The organism is Clostridium saccharobutylicum DSM 13864 (assembly GCF_000473995.1).
Taxonomy (GTDB): domain Bacteria; phylum Bacillota; class Clostridia; order Clostridiales; family Clostridiaceae; genus Clostridium; species Clostridium saccharobutylicum.
This window is the reverse complement of the sequence record NC_022571.1, coordinates 3767387-3785451: the sequence shown is the minus strand read 5'-3', so window position 1 is coordinate 3785451 and position 18065 is coordinate 3767387. Positions and strand designations below refer to the sequence as shown.

Genomic DNA, 18065 nt, shown 5'->3' with positions numbered 1-18065 from the left:
AGCAAACAGCGAATTGAATCCAAGGTACACTGATGTTGTGTAAGAGCACAGAAGGAAAACGGAATCGAAGTGATATATAGTTATTCAGAATGGTAGGAATAATATTAAATATTACATTCAAAAATATGAAAATGCACTTTTTGAATTAAAGTGATAAATTCCAAGTTGTAGATTAGAAAAAGATCATAAGTTCCTTTAGATTTAGTGAGAAATCAAGTGAATAATAATGCAGGATTTATTAAAGAAAATCGTAATGTAATAATAGCTGAATATATAATTTGAGTACATTGAAATTCAATGTTTAATTAGCTATAATATTGTTAATAATCCAAACAAAAGATTAAAATAAGGTAAGGTTAATAAATGAATAAAACTTTAAAAGAATTAAACCTTGAAGATGATTTTCTATTTGCAAAGGTTATGAGTGATAAGGAAATTTGCAAAGAATTATTAGAAAAGATTTTAGAAATTGAAATAGAAAAAGTAGAAATGGTTGAAGAGCAGAAAACTATAGACTTATTGCTTGAAAGTAAAGGGATTAGACTTGATGTTTATGTTAAAGATGAGAATAACACAATTTATAATGTAGAGATGCAACGTGGTAGACATAAAAATTTGCCTAAAAGACTAAGATATTATCAAGGTAGCATTGATTTAGATTTAATAAGCAAAGGTGAAGATTATAAAAAGCTCGTGAAAAGTTATATAATATTTATATGCACATTTGATTTGTTTAACAAAGGACGCCATAAATATACTTTTCAAAATGTATGTGTAGAAGATAATAGTATAATGTTAAATGATGAAGCACAAAAAATAATATTAAATACAAAAGGAATTATGAAAGATTTAAGTCAAGAATTATTAGAGTTCCTTGAATATGTAGAAGATTCAACAGATAATACAGTCAACCATTGTAAAGGAAATCTTATTAAAAGTATACATAAAAAGGTACAAGAAGTTAAAAATGATATTTCAATGGAGGTGGAGTTTATGACTTTATTAGAAAGAGATAGAGAAAAAATTGAAGAAGGCAGAGAGGAAGGAAGAGAAGAAGGAATTCTTTTAACAAAAAAAGTATTTAAGCTGGTAAATGGGGGCTATAGCATAAGTCAAATAGCGAAAGAGTGTAATATATCGGAAAATCAAGTGAAAAAGATATTGGAATAGTATTATAGTATTTGAGGCGGTAAGAAATAGTACATCTAAAATTAATAATTAAAAAGTTTTGTATTAAAAAATTACTGATGGAGAAATTTTCATCAGTAATTTTTTTTATTACAATCATAGAGTTGAAGAAGGGAAAGTGAAATGTTTTACAAAATATGTTATAGTTAGCTAATAAGCTAAATTCCAATTTGTAGAAGAGTATAACTTTAAGCTTATCAATTAAGAAATTACTGATATTTCTTGATATTAATATGGAACCTTATAATATATGGGTTCTTGTAAATTATTTGTTGAAGGTGATAAATTGAAAAGTATTATTTTTGAAAGTTGGAAAATAGAAATTGATAAGGAAAAAACTAAAAATTATTATTCACAGTTATATAGAGATGGTTTACGTGAATGTTGTTCAGATTGTAGAAATTATTATTATGGAATAAGGCATTTACCTAAAGTTTTTATAGATTTTTTAGAGGGTTTGTTTATTGCTCCAGAAACACCAATATGTGCTTATAAGCTAGATAAAGTTGCTGATAATATATTTCTATATGATGTGAATTATTTAATTAGTGGTAATATATTAGAAAAACCTGATAATGCTGAAAAAGTTTCAGAAAATGGAAAGAAGATATTTAAGACAAGTACATTAACTGATGAGGTAGAGTTTTATTTTACAAAAGAATTGCATGCAAGTTTAAGAAACCTTACTGATTATGAATCGTATTTTCAACTTCAATTATTTTGTGAAATTCCTTGGGTTATAGACGAGCCGTATGAATAATTGCTCGTTAAAAATATTTTTGTAATCAAAAAATAATCAATTCCAACTTAAGGTTAAGTATTATAATTTATGAGGTGATGAATATGAAACTTACATTGGTCCCACTTAAAGCAGAAAACATTGCAATGTTTAAACGAGACATGCAAGAGGCATTTCAATATGGATACGAAACAGAATGCGGATCATCCGATGAATTAATTTTACCAGAAAAGGACATAGATGATTCACTCAATGCCAATGGTGCTGAAGCGTATCAGGCAATTGTTAACGGTGAGATTTTCGGTGGAACAATCCTAAATATTGATAACGAAACATATCATAATCATTTGGATTTTCTTTTTGTTAAAGTTGGTTGTCAAGGAACTGGCGTTGGAGAGGAACTTTGGAAGGCAATAGAAAATTTACACCCTGAAACAAAGGTATGGGAAACATGTACACCGTATTTTGAAAAGAGGAACATTCATTTCTATGTCAATAAATGTGGTTTTCACATTGTTGAGTTTTATAACCCATCTCACCGAGATCCAAATATGCCAGAGACTGTAGGCGGAATGCCAGCTGATGAAGGTGATTATTTCTTTAGATTTGAAAAAAATATGAATAGAACTATTATATAAATTATAAATTTGTAACGAAAATAAAATACAAGGAGAATGTAGAATGAGAGAAATTATAAGAACAGAAATAGACAAAGAATGGGCACACTCCGCAATTGTTGAGGCAGGGGATTATGTTTATATCAGCTATTGCATGAAGGGTGAGGGACAATCAATCGAAAGCCAAATAAATGGTGCATTTGATGTTTTGAGTGAAAGACTTGAAAAGATAGGCTTGACATTGAAATCTGTAGTGCAAATGGATTGCTTATTTAGAGATATTAAGGATTTATCGCTTTTAGGAGAAATAATTAAGGAAAGATTTGAAGGAGAATATCCAGCAAGAAAGGCATATGAAACAAAGTTCATTAGAGATGGAATTGAATTTCAGGTTGATGCAATAGCTTTCAGAGAGAATTAAATAAATTTTAATTATTAATGGTATATCCAGATGCAGATATATTTGTTATCTATGATAATGGAATAAAGACAGATAATTATATGATAACAAGAAAGTTCTTAGAAAATCCTGAAAAGATGATGGGTTATCTTAAGGTTAAGTATTATAAATTGTAATTTAAAGTGGGGACTGTAGAAATATGTGTGAAGAATGTTATAGTAACAAAAATAGAATAACCCCATTACTTAATCCATTTGTTTGCTTACAGAAACATACACAATACATTTGCGGGACTTGCGGACGTTATATCTGCATAGAGCATGATGAAAAACGAGGATTACAAAGATGGAATTTTCCTTTTAAATCATTGGAAATTGCAAAATTGTATTTAAGAACTGCTAATTATACGATGAAAAAATCATGTGGTATTTATGAAATTAGTAGTAGCAAAGGAAGAGTATTTTATAAAATTTTTGTTTGCATAGAAGATTTAGAATTGTTTTTGAGAAAGAATAAAAATAAAATTTGTGAGAAGATGGCTCCTGTTTTCATAGTTGAAAAATATAAAGAGTATCCAAATACAGAAGTGAGAAAATTGACTGCTAAAGAAATTAAAAAATATATGTCAGAGCGACAAGGAGTAATTTGTAGAGTAGATTATTGATATTTTAGTAAGTAAGGATGTGATGAAAAATGATATTTAAAACTGATAGGCTAATTTTACGTCCATGGAAAGAAGAGGATGCACAGCAGTTATATAAATATGCAAAAGATCCTAATGTAGGACCTATTGCAGGTTGGCCTGTTCATACTGATGTTGAGAATAGTCGTCAGATTATTAGAGATGTACTTTCTGAGGATGAAACTTATGCAGTTGTATTAAAAGATGATAATTTACCAATTGGTAGTATAGGACTTATGATCGGCAAAAAAAGCAACATGGCTTTAGGAAATGATGAAGGTGAAATCGGTTATTGGATTGGTGTTCCTTATTGGGGGCAAGGTCTAATTCCAGAAGCAGTTAACGAACTTATACGACATGGATTTGAAGAACTTGGACTTAAAATTATTTGGTGTGGATATTTTGAGGGTAATGAAAAGTCTTTGCGTGTTCAAGAAAAATGCGGTTTTCAATATCATCATACAGAAAAAAACATGAAATGGTATCTAATGAATGATATCAGAACAGAACATATAACTTGTATTACAAAAGAACAATGGTGCAACAGATTATGAGCATAATACAAACTAGTAAATTTTAAATTGTTTTACTAAAATAAACTTTTAAGTTTTGGATTAATAAATAAGGAAAAGAAGTTTGGACAAATATACTAGAAAAGATTTAGCATAAGAGAAATATCTGATTTGATTAAGATGATTAGTAATGATAAATGTGTCAATCAAGATAAGTTAGTAGAGTATATAGATAATAAGATAACTGGAATTGTAAATCAAGCTAAAGAATTATATGAATTGATAGAATTATTGAATAAAGTAAAGGAAAATAAACATTTAGGTGAATGTGATTTTTTTAAATCTTTAATAAATAATTCTTGACATTGTTCCATACTACAACCATTACACTATTTATAAAATAAATTTTATAAAATAGGAAATGGGGTTTTAAACATGAAGATAATTACCATTAATGGAAGTCCAGGAAAAGATAGGAACACAGGAATTTTGTTAAATAAAGCTCTTTAGGGAGCAGCATTAAATGGAGCAGAAACAGAAATGATTAATCTATATGATTTTACTTATAACAGAAGCGACGAAGAATAAAAGGTAAAGATAGGTGGATTTTAATGATTTTATATTTTACAGGAACAGGAAATAGTTACTATATTGCTAAGCGAATGGCAGAGCTCAGCGGAGATAGGCTTATTTCAATGAATGAAAGAATTAAGGAGAATGATGTATCAGAAATAAATGCAGCCGTCAGATTAGTTTTTGTCGTGCCAACCTATGCATGGAGAATTCCAAGAATAGTAGAAGACTGGATTGCTAAAACCAAATTCACAGGCGATTTGAATGCCTATTTTGTTATGAATTGTGGTGACAGTATTGGAAATGCAAAGAAATATATAAAACAACTCTGTAAAAGAAAAGGCTTTCGATATATGGGGGCAGCTAGTATTGTGATGCCAGAGAATTATATTGCCATGTTTGATGCACCTGAGGAATCGGTTGCAAGGCAGATTATTGAGAATGCAAATCCCATAATTAATAAGATTGCAGGAAGGATTCGGGAGGAAAAGATGCTTCCTGATGTACAAAGTAACATTGTTGATTGTTTGCACAGTTCTGTTGTAAATACAGTGTTTTATCCGTTTATTGTAAAATCAGATAAGTTTACAGCAGATGATAAATGTATAGGATGTGGCATATGTGTGAAAGAATGTCCCCTTAACAATATTCATCTAAAAGAAAACAAACCTGTCTGGGGCAAGAAATGTACTCACTGCATGGCATGTATCTCTAAATGTCCAACGGAAGCTATTGAGTATGGAAAAAACAGTATTGGAAAGGTCCGTTATCGATGTCCAATGTAAAAAATATGATTTGCACTGATTTTTATAATACCATTTATAATTTATAGGGCAACTCAACAGAGATTTAACTAGCTAAGGGATAGGACGGCAAGTTAGAATTTGAATTATTTAGGAAGGATGGTAATATGTTTCCAAATAGAGAAATGGCTGAAAAGGAATTAGAGATAGCAGGACAATTAAACCAAGGACCATGGACACAGCATTCTATCAATGTAGGATTAGCGGCCCAAATGATTGCTGAAAAATGTAGTAATATTAACCCAGACAAAGCGTATGTATTAGGACTTCTTCATGATATAGGTAGAAGATACGGCATAAGTGCAAGACGACATGGTATTGATGGATATAAATTCATGCTGGAAAAAGGCTGGGATGAAGTTGGTAGAATTTGTTTGACACATTCATTCCCAGTTTCTGACTTTGACAAAGAAATAGGCAAAAATGATATGAATTATGAAGAAAGCCAATTTGTTAGAAAATATATTAATGATGCAGTCTATGATGACTATGATAAACTGTTGATTGTTTGTGATTCACTTGCAGACGCTCAAGGTTTTTGTATGTTAGAAAAACGATTTGTTAATACAACAAGGCGCTATGGAATATTTTCATTTACGGTTGAACGTTGGAATGCAACATTTGAAATGAAAGAGTATTTTGAAGAGCAAATGAATTGTTCTATATATGATATTCTTCCAAATATAAAAGAAACTACATTTGTAGATGTACCATTATGGAAACCACCAGTAAAATAGATAAATATTCAGTATACATTAGCCATATTTACAATTATCTTTGTACTTATACAATACTTTAGAATTAAGAAATATAAGCAGGAAGCTGTGGATGAATTGGTAAAGCAGAATTTAGATCGGGCTAATACAATATGTATAAATGTTAAGATGATAGCAATGATTATTATTGCATTTGCAGGAGCATTAGAATTTTTAAACCACATTATGATAGGATATGCACTGGTGTGGATGCTGGTTGTAGTATCGATACTTAGAACTGTAATCTTTTATATTATGGATGTAAAGGGGATATAGAATGGCATTGTGGAAAATGGAAAGTATTAACCCCTCTTTAAAGCTTGCTATGGATATTGCAAAAGTGTTTTACGCCACTGTGGAAGAGTTGTTCGAATTTACAGATAATGAATAATAAGCATATGAATCCTATGTTAGAGTTTTAATTTCACTGAATTTATCTTATGATGCTAAAGGAGTAGTTGGATTATATCTATTAGCAAATAAATATATAGTATTATAAATTTTAAATTACACTATAAATTAACTGATGATTAATTTTTATGGATAAAAGATGAAGATTGTTCAATTGTTTAAGGCTAGTACCTTTGGTATCATTCAATTAACGAGGTTTTAAGTTAGTTAATTAAGCACATCAATAAATGGAGGCGTTAATTTTATGAAAATAAGTGAAGTTATCAGGTATTATAGAAAAAATGAAAATCTTACACAAGAGCAAGTTGCCAACTATTTAAATATAAGTGCACCAGCAGTAAATAAGTGGGAAAACGGAATATCATATCCAGATATAACTCTGTTGCCACCTCTTGCACGTGTTCTAAAAATTGATGTTAATACTTTATTAGCATTTAATGAGGAATTAACAGATATAGAAGTAAAAAAGCTTACAAAAGAGGTAGGTGAAATGGCATCAAAAGAGGGATTCCAAAAGGCTTTTGAAAAGGCCAGTGATTTAATTAAACAATATCCAAGTTGTGATGAGTTAACATTTATGATATCAACAGTATTAAGAATACATTTATTGGCACCTGAAATTGAGGACAAAGATAAATATGAAAGAAAAATTATTGCTTGGCTTGAACTTGTAGCAGCAAGCGGCAAAGAAAAGACAGCTTCTATGGCAAAATTAGATTTATCAGCAATTTATAGGAATAAAAAAGAGTATGAAAAAGCTCAAGAAGTATTAGATAAAATCCCAGAAGTAACTGTGGATAAAAAAATTCAACAGGCAATACTGCTTGAAAGTAGAGGGAAAATTCATGAGGCTTATGGTATTTATGAAACCAAATTACGGGAAAATGGTCATGAAACAATTACTGTTTTATCTTTAATAATAAATCAGCTATATAAAGAAAAGAAATTTAGTGAGGCAGAAGAATACATAGAGCGTGCTAAAAAGGTTATTGAAGTATTTGATTTGGGAGCATACCATAAATATCAATTAGAGTTATCTTTAGCAATAGAAAAACAGGACAAAGAAAAAGCTATAGAAATGATTATAAATATGGTAAATGAAGCAAGTAGCATGGATGATCCTATGAAGTCAAAATTATATAAGCATAAGAAATTTAATGTGACTAATAGTTGGAGCAAAGATAAATATGAAAGTTTAGTAAAAAGGGTATTAAAAAAAAGAAATGATATTGATTTTGTCAAAAATGATTTTAGGATAAAGTTTTTGCTCGAATAACATTAAGGAAATAGTAAAATAATTGCTATAGTAAAAATTATTAATAATTTGATTTACATAGCAAACGATAAATTTCAATTTGTAGATTAGAAAAAGAGCATAAGTTCCTTTAGATTTAGGGAGAAATCAAGTGAATAATAATGCAGGATTTATTAAAGAAAATCGTAATGTAATGATAGCTGAACATATAATTTGAGTACATTGAAATTCAATGTTTAATTAGCTATAATATTGTTAATAATCAAAACAAAAGATTAAAATAAGGTAAGGTTAATAAATGAATAAAACTTTAAAAGAATTAAACCTTGAAGATGATTTTCTATTTGCAAAGGTTATGAGTGATAAAGAAATTTGCAAAGAATTATTAGAAAAGATTTTAGAAATTGAAATAGAAAAAGTAGAAATGGTTGAAGAGCAGAAAACTATAGACTTACTGCTTGAAAGCAAAGGTATTAGACTTGATGTTTATGTCAAAGATGAGAATAACACAATTTATAATGTAGAGATGCAACGTGGGAAACATAAAAATTTGCCTAAAAGACTAAGATATTATCAAGGTAGTATTGATTTAGATTTAATAAGCAAAGGTGAAGATTATAGGAAACTTGCGAAAAGTTATATAATATTTATATGCACATTTGATTTGTTTAACAAAGGACGCCATAAATATACTTTTCAAAATGTATGTGTAGAAGATAATAGTATAATGTTAAATGATGAAGTGCAAAAAATAATATTAAGTACAAAAGGAATTATGAAAGATTTAAGTCAAGAATTATTAGAGTTCCTTGAATATGTAGAAGATTCAACAGATAATACAGTGAACCATTCTAAAGGAAATCTTATTAAAAGTATACATAAAAAGGTACAAGAAGTTAAAAATGATATTTCGATGGAGGTGGAGTTTATGACTTTATTAGAAAGAGATAGAGAAAAAATTGAAGAAGGAAGAGAAGAAGGAATTCTTTTAACCAAAAAAGTATTTAAGCTGTTAAATGGAGGCTATAGTATAAGTCAAATAGCAAAAGAGTGTAATATATCGGAAAATCAAGTAAAAAAGATATTGGAATAGTATTATAGTATTTGAGAATGTAAGGAATAGTATATCTAAAATTAATAATTAAAAAATTACTGATGAAGAAATTTTCATCAGTAATTTTTTTGATTACAATCCATAGATTTAAAAAAGTAAAAGTGAAGTGTTTTACAAAATATGTTATAGTTAACTAATAAGCCAAATTCCCAATTTAAAGTTGAGTAATATAAATAGTAATCGATATGAGAGTATTAGAAATGAGGTGAATTAAGTGGAAGATTTTTTTAATGCTGCGTTTCCTTGGGTTGCTTTTTCAACTGGCCTTGCACTTGTCCTTACATATATGAATTCAAAAAGGCAAGATGATAGGGAACAGTAAATTAAAATTTGCAAAGTAAATCTATAGAGTTAAAAGGAGAAATAAATGGATAAAATATTGACTTTTGATTGTTATGGAACATTGATCGATACAAAACCAATTTATGATGCAATAGCTGATATTGCAAAAAAGAATGAATTAGATTCGAAAGATGCATTAAATATTTATGTAAGCTATGAAGATAGGCTTATGTATGGCGAATCATATATTCCTTATGATAAGTTGATAAAACAAGTTCTGGAATATTGTGATATGGAATTAAACAGTGATGTTTTTAGTAAGTCTTATGATGAAATTATTTCAGTGCATAAAACATTAAAACCTTTCAAAGAAGTGGTGGAAACACTTAAAATAATACATAAAAAGGGATACAGACTTGCTCTTATGTCAAATTCAGTACATGATATTATGGATTATCACTTAGACGCATTGGGTAATGTATTTGATTATGTTTTTCTTGCAGAGGATATATGTGCATATAAGCCTAATCTCGAATTTTTTAAATATGTTGAAGAAAAATTAAAGCTAAAAGAAAAAGAACATTGCCACATTGCTAAGGGGTATTGGTGGGATATTGTTCCTTGTTCAAAATTGGGATGGCGTAAAATATGGGTAAATCGTAACTATAAAAAAGGTAATAAGCTCCACGAACCATATCAAGAGGTACATACTCTTGACGAAGTATTAGACTTACAGTTAGATTAAACTACGCACCTACTAAAGTAGGTGCGTAGTTTAATCTAATTGATTGAGATAGTCACGGAAAATTCTTTCATTTTCTTGTAAAACTCCAAAAAATTCATCATCTATTTTTTCTACAACAGGAAGGGCTGTTTTTACCATTTCTTGCCCTTTAGCTAATAGTATAACTGAATTTGCTCTACTGTCTTTTGGGTTGCTAGTTCGCTTTATGAATTCCTTTTTTTCTAATCCCTTAATAATCTGCGATACAGACATAACATCCATATCAGCCATTTTCGAAATACTTACCTGTGTAACATTATCATCTGATTGGCTAAGAAAATTTAATGTTGTAAGTACCACAAATTGAGGGTGAGTAATCCCTAATTTACGCAGTTCTTGAGTGATAATCGAATGCCACTTGTTGTATACACGGATAAAAAGAAGTCCAGTTGACGATTCTGCATTATCTTTAAATTTAGTTGATGGAAAGTCCAATTTATCTTTCAACCTCCTTTTTAATTATCATAACAGATTTAGGAACATCAGAGAATACACCACAAAGAAAGTTTAAGTCATCTTCTGATGGTTTTTCTTTATCTAATATTACAGTATGCTTAATATAAGTTCTACCATCTTCTTGTAAAATATCATGTCTAAAATATATACTTCCCATTCCAGGAACATCAGTCCTGTCCCAATAAGAAGCATTAGGAACGATATTAGTAAGAGTAAAAGACATTTCAGGCATTCCTTCTAGTTTCATTGTTCCAGTAGTTCCAGTTTTTAATTCTCCATTAAATGTAATGTTTTCTAAGTCCTCTTCCCAAATGTGTCTTTTTTTTAGATCAGTATAATAAGGCCAAATAACTTCTTTAGGGGCATTTACTTCTAATTTAAATGTTAATTCCATTTTGCATTCTCCTTTAATAAATATATTTATTATAAATGTACTTATAATAAATATATTTATAATTTATTTTCAATTATTTGTCAAGTATTAATGCAAAATTTACTATAAATTTTAACTATATAATTATGCAAAACAATTAATATAAGGCACATTCAAAAAAATAACAAGTCCATTTGCTATCTTATTTTTCATCATACTACGTCGGCAAATTACCCTAATAGACTTCCTGTTAGGGCAATTTGCCTTCTTGCCTGATAAAAAATCTTCAGAGCAGATTAAGATTTGTTATTTATTTTCATGTGATTAAAAAGATTTGTAGTAATAAAAAATATAATGATATTTTAAAATTAATAGTAGGGTATTTGGATAATATGTTATAATTATCCTAAAAATCTATATTTTTATATGATCGTAAATTAAATAAAACATCATGAAAGAAGTGTGAATAATGAAAAAGAGAGTATTGATAACAGGTGGAAATAAAGGTATTGGATTAGAGTGCACACGTTTATTTCTAGAGAATAATTACAAGGTTATTGTAGTAGCAAGAGATTATAAGAATTTTGAATTTAATAATAATGATGATGTAGATAAGATAGAGTATGATGTGTCTAATATAAAAGGAATAGCTGATTTGGTAAACAAAATTGGATGTGTAGATATATTAGTTAATAATGCAGGAATAATGAATTCTATTCCTTATGATAATTATCCAGTAGAAAAGATGAACAAGATAATGGATATAAATCTGTATGCTCCTATAGAATTTATAAAGGAAGTATCAAAATCAATGGTTGAAGCTGGTAGTGGAAGAATTGTAAATACAGCATCAATTGCAGGACAAATTGGACATCCAGACATATGGTATGGAGTATCAAAAGCAGGAATAATTAATGCAACTAAAAGTTTTGCCAAATTATTAGGTTCAAAAGGAATTATAATAAATGCAGTAGCACCAGGACCTGTGGAAACAGAAATGATGAATGTAATTCCAGAACAAAGAAAAAAAGATATAAAAAGCAGTGTATATTTAGATAGATTTGCAAGAGCAGAAGAAGTTGCAAAAACAATATACTGGTTAGCAACAGACTCTCCAGAATATATTAATGGAACTTGCATTGATATAAATAATGGTGCATTTCCAAGATAGTTTAAGGCATATGAAAGAAAATAATAAGTCCAAAATGTCATGATTATTTTTTATGTGTCAAGGAAGTGGATTTGTCTTATAGCGGGCTATTAGAGGAATCCGCTAACGTGAGCAGAGAACCCAAATCTATGATTTGGTGTGACTCGCTTACTCAGTGAGCGTATGCGAGTCGAGCTTCCCATGATGAAAAATAGGCTTGGCAGATGGACCTGTTATTTTTTTGAATGTGCCTAAAATAAAAGAAAAGTATAAAGATTATACGATTGAAGGAGAAAATCGATGGAAGTTAGGTACGCGACTTTAATTTCTACCTTTATTAATATTGCAGTAATAATTGCAATATTAATGGGAATATTTAAGGGAATAAAAGAATTAAAAAAGCATATAAACAGAACTAAACAAATTGATAAAAAATTAGATGATATTTTAGAGCAATTGGATGAAAACAAAAAATAAGAATCTATGCAAGATAAATATATTAATAAAGTACTGCATTGTTTAGAAATAAATTTGCAATATTTTTATACAATATATTTATATTCAAAAGCTCCAATAACTGTTTTTTTTTTCAGTAAAAGATAGGGTTTTAGCACATAATCCATTAGGCGTGATATATCAGGCAGAATCTTATTATAAAGACAAGCTATTTTCTGAAAAGAAATAATGTTAAGTTTATATTATAGAAAGTTAGTTGAAAATTGAATAATACTACATTTAAAAAGATATATAACAAAGTATATATTTACAAGATTAAATTAAGGCGTGAAAATATACTTAAAAAGATTGTAGAGAAGGAAAATGTCATGAAGATAAAAAAATTAAATTCAGTAGATAAAGTTTTTATAGTGTGTTTAATAAGTTTTATATGTAAAATTTCTTACAATCTATATATAAAGGACTATAGAAAAATAGTTTTTTCTGCATATTGTATGATTATACCTGTAGTTATCTTCTTATATTATAAATTTAAATTTAATTCAAAAGAAGATGTTGAATTGTTACAAGTGTCAAAATCTCTATCTATAAAATTAATATTAAAAAGTTTACTAAAACAAATACCTGGATTTAGAACAAGTGACAGAGTGAACATGATAATTGGCAGTATATATTATATCGCATGGATATTATTTGTGATAATAGGTATAACAATTGGCAATGTCAAAGGAGTTTATACTGGAGTATCCGCACTATTTTTCCCATACATTATATTTAACTATTTAAATGTTATTAGTAAGGAATAAAATATAATTTTTTATTTGTAAATAATTTAAACAAGTACATTTAAAAATTAAATGTTAAAAGAAATTAACTCATGTAGTAGTGGCAAGGAGAAACAGGAATATTGCTTACATAATAGCAAATAATGACGTAGAAATAAAAAAGGAATTGGGGTAAATAAAAATGAAAAGATTAAAATTAATAAAAGTAATAGCTAGTTCATTAGTAGCAGCTTCAGTCTTGGCATTAAATCCAATAGGAGCAAGTGCAGAGTGGAAAGAAGATTCTAATGGTTGGTGGAACTCAGAAGGAAGTTTATGGTCAGTGGGTTGGAAAGAGATTGATGGAAAGTGGTATTATTTTAATTCTGGTGGATATATGGTACATGATACAATCATTGATGGGTATAGTATAGGTTCTGATGGTTCATGGATTCAAGATACGCAAAATAAATCATCAAGCTTAGGGGATGATAAAAAAAACATAACTATTAATAATAGCACTTTTACCATTGACGAATTAGTTAGTATTCTTAAAACAAAGTTTAATAATTTAACAGTGAAAGATGTAGAAGAAGATTTTTTACCAACTACAAGAAAATTAATTACTATTGATGATGAAAGCATAACAGTATATGTATATAATGGCAACGAAGAAATGGAGAAAGATGCAACAAATCTTATTAATAATAATGGTTCATATGAAAAGACCTTGGCAAATGGGGAAGAAGTAGTATGTCTTGACTGGACTTATGCGCCTCATTTTTATAAAAATGGAAAAATAATAGTTCAGTATTGTGGTGAAAATAAAACAATACTTTCTGATTTAAAGGCTATTTTGGGAGAAACATTTGTGGGAGAGCCAAAAAGTAGTAATGAACAAGATGTTAGAGAAATCGCATATAATCAACTAACTTCAAAAGAGAAAAAAAGTATAAAAGGAACTTGGAAAGATGGTACAATTACTAAAATGACTTTACAAGAAAGCATGGGGAATATTAGTGATAAGTCTTATGTTGGAAAAGAAGTATATAGTATTAGTTTTCCAATGAACGTTAAATTCATACCAAATGAGATATGTGTGCTTGTTGGAATAGATAGCTATAAAATAATAGGATATGGGTATTTAGATTAACTTTAAGTAATTAATACGTTATGTTCTTATTGCACGCAGTAAAGTATATAAATGTGCTTTGAAAATTGCATAATGCCGTATTTATCCAATATGTTATATTTGATGGTAAGCTATCGTAAGCAATAAGGATATGATTTTTATACTTCAACAGTAATGGAGGGAAACATGACAAATAATAAGAAATTCCACTTACTATTATTAATTGCTTTAATTGGTTTGTTGATGTGGTCAGTGATTAATCCCAAAGACTTATTTACATGGTTTTTAGAAGTTTTACCTGCACTAATAGGGGTAGCAGTATTGATATATGTATATCCTAAATACAAATTTTCGAATTTTGTATATTTACTAATTTTTATACATGCGACAATTTTAATTATTGGAGGACATTATACTTATGCTGAAATGCCTGTTTTTAATTGGATTAGAGATACTTTTGATTTAAGTAGAAATTACTATGATAGATTAGGTCATTTTGCACAAGGGTTTATTCCTGCAATCATAGCAAGAGAAATTCTTATAAGAAATGAAGTTATAAATAAAAAGAAGTACTTATCCTTTATAGTAATTTGTATATGTCTTGCAATTAGTGCTTCTTATGAGCTGATTGAATTTGGAGTTGCAAAACTTACTGGTGATAGTGCAGAAGCCTTTTTAGGAACACAGGGAGATATTTGGGATACACAATGGGACATGCTAATGGCGCTTATAGGTTCTATTACTTCCTTAAGTTTATTAAGCACTTACCATGATAAAAAACTTAATCAATTAAATAACTATTCCACAAGAAACAAATACAATTTTTGATAATGAGTATTTATCCTGTGAGAAACTTGATTAGTTTTATAATTATAAAATCTAGAATAAACGCTTTGCAAAAGTTCTTTGCTATGTAAGACGTAACAAAAATTTTATTATATGATTTTAGATAAGGAGAAAAGTTAATGGATAATGATAAAAAAGTTTTGACGATTGTAGATAATATGAGAAAAGAAAATAGAATTCGAGCACAAAAATCTAATATTATTGGAAAAGAAATTTTTATTCCAACGAGAGAAGGAAAAACTCGTGCTTTAATTTACGAAGCAAAAAACAACAAGCAACTTTCACCTATATTTATTGATATTCATGGTGGAGGTTTTGTAGCAGGATTACCAGAAGATGATGATAAATTTTGCAATGATTTAAGTACTGATTTAGATATAACTGTTATTTCAATTGATTATAGACTTGCTCCTGAATTTAAATGGCCTAAGGGAATTGAAGATGTTTATGATGTTGTAAGTTATATATGGTCTCACAGTGATGAATTTAAAATTGATCCTAACAACATGGCAATTGGAGGACACAGTGCTGGAGCTAATATTGCAACAGTAGTATGTATGATGGCAAAAGAAAAAAATGAAATGCCTTTTAAGTGTCAAATTCTTGATTATCCGCCACTTGATTTAGTTACACCAGCAACAGAGAAATTCTATACAGAAGGTGCAATTCCGCCTGAAATAGCTACAATGTTTGATAAATGTTATAGATTTGAAGATGATGCTAAAAATCCATATTGTTCACCAGTGTTTGCAAGTAATGAAGAACTTAAAAATTTACCACCAGCAATAGTCATAACTTGTGAAATAGATTCTCTTAGAGATGAAGCAGAAGATTATGCACAAAAGTTAATTAAATCAGGAGTAGAAACAATTGCTAAACGTTTTTATGGAGTAAGACATGGTTTTACAATTTCTATGCCTGATTTACTAGAAAGTAAAGAATCTTATAAAATGATAGCTTGTGGATTGAGAAAATATTTGTTAAGTTAAATTTTATAGTAATTTCAGTTAAGAAATATAGGGTTCCGCAATGGGAATAGAGTTTATGTGAATTCCAGCCGAAAATAGACACATGTTTGTTCCATAGGACTAGGAAAATTTCGCTGAAAGATCCCAAATGTAAGGTTGTCCCATTTCTACATGATCCCAATATAAAAGCTTACAGAGAAAGTTCGAATAACGAAATATAAAATTTCGATTCTCACTTTTGTGACAAGCAGTAAATAGAACAATATTGCCATGGAAACTCGAATAGATTTAGAATTATTAAAGATTATATTACAAATAATACAAATCTAGAAAATAACTATAGAAAATTATACAAAATATATATAGATATCCAATTTATAAATCACACTTATGCTTTGAATATATATCCAAAAGTAGAAATAGGGGTGATGCATTTGTGTAGTGTTACCTCAAAGTTTTCAGTAACCGAAACAAATGCATCACCTCTATTTCGGTTAGCTACTACATAAGTCTAAGTCTTGATTTGGATATCTATAATTTTGAAAATAATGAATGGAATAATTCAACTTTTGAAGGAGGTACTGATCTCTATTCCATTTTTATTAATTCCTCATCTCCAACAGCAAGCAAACAATCGCCTTCGATATTTTTCATAATTTTTCTTATGCAGTTTTAATTAATATAAGCTCTTTAATTACCACTCAAGTAGTACTGCACCAGATGAAAGTCCTGCACCAAATGCTACAAATAAAACAATATCTCCTCTATTTAGTATATTATTATTTAAGGCTTCGTGTAATGCAATTGGTATAGTTCCAGCCTGTGTATTGGACACTTTATCTATATTAACATATATCTTATTTTCATCTATATTCATTTTGTTAGCGGCTGCTTTTATGATTCTTAAATTTGCTTGATGTGGAACTAGCAGTTTAATATCATCTACTGAAATTCCCGCCTTTTCCAATACTGCATTTACCGCTTTTATAAATGCTCTTGTTCCAAATCTCATTACACTTTTACCAGTCATTGTTACTTTTGTATTTCTTTCATCATTTGCTTTAAAGAATGGAGTTGGCTCTATTTTATTATTACAAACAAGAGAATTATCAGAATCTGTAACACAATTTAAATAAGAAGCAAGAATTCCTCTGTTTTGAGTATTTGATAATACTACAGCTCCTGCTCCATCTCCAAAAAGCACAGCAGTAGCCCTATCTTCCCAATCTAAAATCTGGCTGTTTACATCAACACCAACTACAATTGCATTTTTATAATTGCAGTTTTTCATTAAGCTTTCTGCAACGGTAACTGCATATACAAAACTTGAACAATTAGTATTCATATCAAATGCAGGTGCACTTTCTATACCTAATTCTTTTTTTATATTTGCTGCTACAGTTGGTGCACATGCATCTGGTGTGCAAGTAGCACATATAACTAAATTAATGTCGTCACTTGATAAGCCGCTATTTTCAAGTGCAATTTTAGCCGCTTTTGCACCTAAAGTTGTAGTTGTTTCATTTGTAGCAATATGCCTCTGCTTAATTCCAGTACGAGTGCTGATCCACTCATCGTTAGTATCTAAAAACTTTGATAAATCATCATTTGTCACCACTAATTCTGGTAAACAACTACCTGTTGAAATAATTTGTATTCCCATATTACACTTCCTTACTTATGCAAATATTTAATATAATAATTTTAAGTCTATTAGAATTTAATGCTCCATCTCTCGAATTTATTATACCTAAATCAATCATGACTTACCTTCTGATTTGTGTATTTTTATAGACTAGCATTTC

The 18065-nt window shown here is 29.0% G+C and carries 23 protein-coding genes and 3 pseudogenes; 23 read left to right on the top strand and 3 right to left on the bottom strand.

Annotated features, from left to right (window positions below; translation table 11 throughout):
* Positions 1–363 precede the first annotated feature (363 nt).
* From CLSA_RS16505 to CLSA_RS16445, 16 genes and pseudogenes are all read left to right on the top strand, one after another.
* Positions 364–1170 carry an Rpn family recombination-promoting nuclease/putative transposase gene (locus CLSA_RS16505; RefSeq protein ID WP_022747543.1) on the top strand — a complete coding sequence of 269 codons (807 nt, stop codon included), beginning with the start codon at positions 364–366 and terminating at the stop codon, positions 1168–1170.
* Between the two features lie 268 nt (positions 1171–1438).
* On the top strand, positions 1439–1948 hold the full coding sequence (locus CLSA_RS16500) for a hypothetical protein (protein ID WP_022747542.1): 510 nt from the start codon (positions 1439–1441) through the stop codon (positions 1946–1948).
* A 125-nt stretch (positions 1949–2073) separates the two neighbouring features.
* Positions 2074–2565: a GNAT family N-acetyltransferase gene (locus CLSA_RS16495; protein ID WP_472298015.1), complete on the top strand. Its 492-nt coding sequence runs from the start codon at positions 2074–2076 to the stop codon at positions 2563–2565.
* Positions 2566–2608: 43 nt separating this feature from the next.
* Entirely contained in the window at positions 2609–2965 is a 357-nt protein-coding gene (locus CLSA_RS16490) for a RidA family protein (RefSeq protein ID WP_022747540.1), read from the top strand.
* 17 nt (positions 2966–2982) lie between these two features.
* The gene (locus CLSA_RS23190; RefSeq protein WP_022747539.1) at positions 2983–3120 is read left to right on the top strand and encodes a hypothetical protein; all 138 of its coding nucleotides are present in this window, start codon (positions 2983–2985) and stop codon (positions 3118–3120) included.
* 23 nt (positions 3121–3143) lie between these two features.
* On the top strand, positions 3144–3608 hold the full coding sequence (locus CLSA_RS16485; protein ID WP_022747538.1) for a hypothetical protein: 465 nt from the start codon (positions 3144–3146) through the stop codon (positions 3606–3608).
* Positions 3609–3637: 29 nt separating this feature from the next.
* Positions 3638–4180 carry a GNAT family N-acetyltransferase gene (locus CLSA_RS16480; protein WP_022747537.1) on the top strand — a complete coding sequence of 181 codons (543 nt, stop codon included), beginning with the start codon at positions 3638–3640 and terminating at the stop codon, positions 4178–4180.
* A gap of 138 nt (positions 4181–4318) precedes the next feature.
* Positions 4319–4501: a hypothetical protein gene (locus CLSA_RS16475; protein ID WP_022747536.1), complete on the top strand. Its 183-nt coding sequence runs from the start codon at positions 4319–4321 to the stop codon at positions 4499–4501.
* Positions 4502–4573: 72 nt separating this feature from the next.
* Positions 4574–4645, top strand: a pseudogene (locus CLSA_RS24105) (flavodoxin family protein); the annotation flags it as partial.
* A gap of 104 nt (positions 4646–4749) precedes the next feature.
* On the top strand, positions 4750–5496 hold the full coding sequence (locus tag CLSA_RS16470) for an EFR1 family ferrodoxin (protein ID WP_022747535.1): 747 nt from the start codon (positions 4750–4752) through the stop codon (positions 5494–5496).
* Between the two features lie 125 nt (positions 5497–5621).
* Positions 5622–6251 carry an HD domain-containing protein gene (locus tag CLSA_RS16465; RefSeq protein ID WP_022747534.1) on the top strand — a complete coding sequence of 210 codons (630 nt, stop codon included), beginning with the start codon at positions 5622–5624 and terminating at the stop codon, positions 6249–6251.
* Positions 6252–6338: 87 nt separating this feature from the next.
* A complete protein-coding gene (locus CLSA_RS16460; RefSeq protein WP_052334813.1) occupies positions 6339–6545 on the top strand; it encodes a hypothetical protein in 207 nt (68 codons plus the stop codon).
* A gap of 9 nt (positions 6546–6554) precedes the next feature.
* A pseudogene (locus CLSA_RS24100) lies at positions 6555–6660 on the top strand (helix-turn-helix transcriptional regulator); the annotation flags it as partial.
* Between the two features lie 264 nt (positions 6661–6924).
* Positions 6925–7956, top strand: coding sequence for a helix-turn-helix domain-containing protein (locus CLSA_RS16455; RefSeq protein WP_022747531.1), 1032 nt, complete (start codon positions 6925–6927; stop codon positions 7954–7956).
* A 277-nt stretch (positions 7957–8233) separates the two neighbouring features.
* Entirely contained in the window at positions 8234–9028 is a 795-nt protein-coding gene (locus CLSA_RS16450; RefSeq protein WP_022747530.1) for an Rpn family recombination-promoting nuclease/putative transposase, read from the top strand.
* A gap of 388 nt (positions 9029–9416) precedes the next feature.
* Complete coding sequence (locus tag CLSA_RS16445) at positions 9417–10076, top strand: HAD family hydrolase (protein WP_022747529.1); 660 nt, start codon at positions 9417–9419, stop codon at positions 10074–10076.
* A 30-nt stretch (positions 10077–10106) separates the two neighbouring features.
* Here the strand turns inward: CLSA_RS16445 and CLSA_RS16440 are convergent, their stop codons facing one another.
* A complete protein-coding gene (locus tag CLSA_RS16440) occupies positions 10107–10562 on the bottom strand; it encodes a MarR family winged helix-turn-helix transcriptional regulator (RefSeq protein ID WP_236903262.1) in 456 nt (151 codons plus the stop codon).
* Positions 10552–10965 (bottom strand): SRPBCC family protein, encoded by a 414-nt coding sequence (locus CLSA_RS16435; protein ID WP_022747527.1) that lies wholly within the window; start codon positions 10963–10965, stop codon positions 10552–10554. The genes CLSA_RS16440 and CLSA_RS16435 overlap by 11 nt, the downstream gene beginning before the upstream one ends.
* Before the next feature lie 448 nt (positions 10966–11413).
* Here CLSA_RS16435 and CLSA_RS16430 point away from each other — a divergent pair, with 448 nt between their 5' ends.
* The 7 genes and pseudogenes from CLSA_RS16430 (at position 11414) to CLSA_RS16410 (ending at position 16281) form a co-directional block, all read left to right on the top strand.
* Positions 11414–12115: an SDR family NAD(P)-dependent oxidoreductase gene (locus CLSA_RS16430; protein WP_022747526.1), complete on the top strand. Its 702-nt coding sequence runs from the start codon at positions 11414–11416 to the stop codon at positions 12113–12115.
* 279 nt (positions 12116–12394) lie between these two features.
* Positions 12395–12571: a hypothetical protein gene (locus CLSA_RS23515; protein ID WP_169729030.1), complete on the top strand. Its 177-nt coding sequence runs from the start codon at positions 12395–12397 to the stop codon at positions 12569–12571.
* 109 nt (positions 12572–12680) lie between these two features.
* Positions 12681–12779: pseudogene (locus CLSA_RS24485) on the top strand (DUF1847 domain-containing protein); the annotation flags it as partial.
* Between the two features lie 139 nt (positions 12780–12918).
* The gene (locus CLSA_RS16425; protein ID WP_022747525.1) at positions 12919–13356 is read left to right on the top strand and encodes a hypothetical protein; all 438 of its coding nucleotides are present in this window, start codon (positions 12919–12921) and stop codon (positions 13354–13356) included.
* A gap of 160 nt (positions 13357–13516) precedes the next feature.
* A complete protein-coding gene (locus CLSA_RS24095) occupies positions 13517–14467 on the top strand; it encodes a putative cell wall binding repeat protein (protein ID WP_022747524.1) in 951 nt (316 codons plus the stop codon).
* A gap of 165 nt (positions 14468–14632) precedes the next feature.
* Entirely contained in the window at positions 14633–15274 is a 642-nt protein-coding gene (locus tag CLSA_RS16415; protein WP_022747523.1) for a DUF2238 domain-containing protein, read from the top strand.
* A 137-nt stretch (positions 15275–15411) separates the two neighbouring features.
* Positions 15412–16281: an alpha/beta hydrolase gene (locus CLSA_RS16410; protein WP_022747522.1), complete on the top strand. Its 870-nt coding sequence runs from the start codon at positions 15412–15414 to the stop codon at positions 16279–16281.
* Between the two features lie 673 nt (positions 16282–16954).
* Here the strand turns inward: CLSA_RS16410 and CLSA_RS16405 are convergent.
* Positions 16955–17923: a beta-ketoacyl-ACP synthase III gene (locus CLSA_RS16405; protein WP_022747520.1), complete on the bottom strand. Its 969-nt coding sequence runs from the start codon at positions 17921–17923 to the stop codon at positions 16955–16957.
* Positions 17924–18065: the final 142 nt, after the last annotated feature.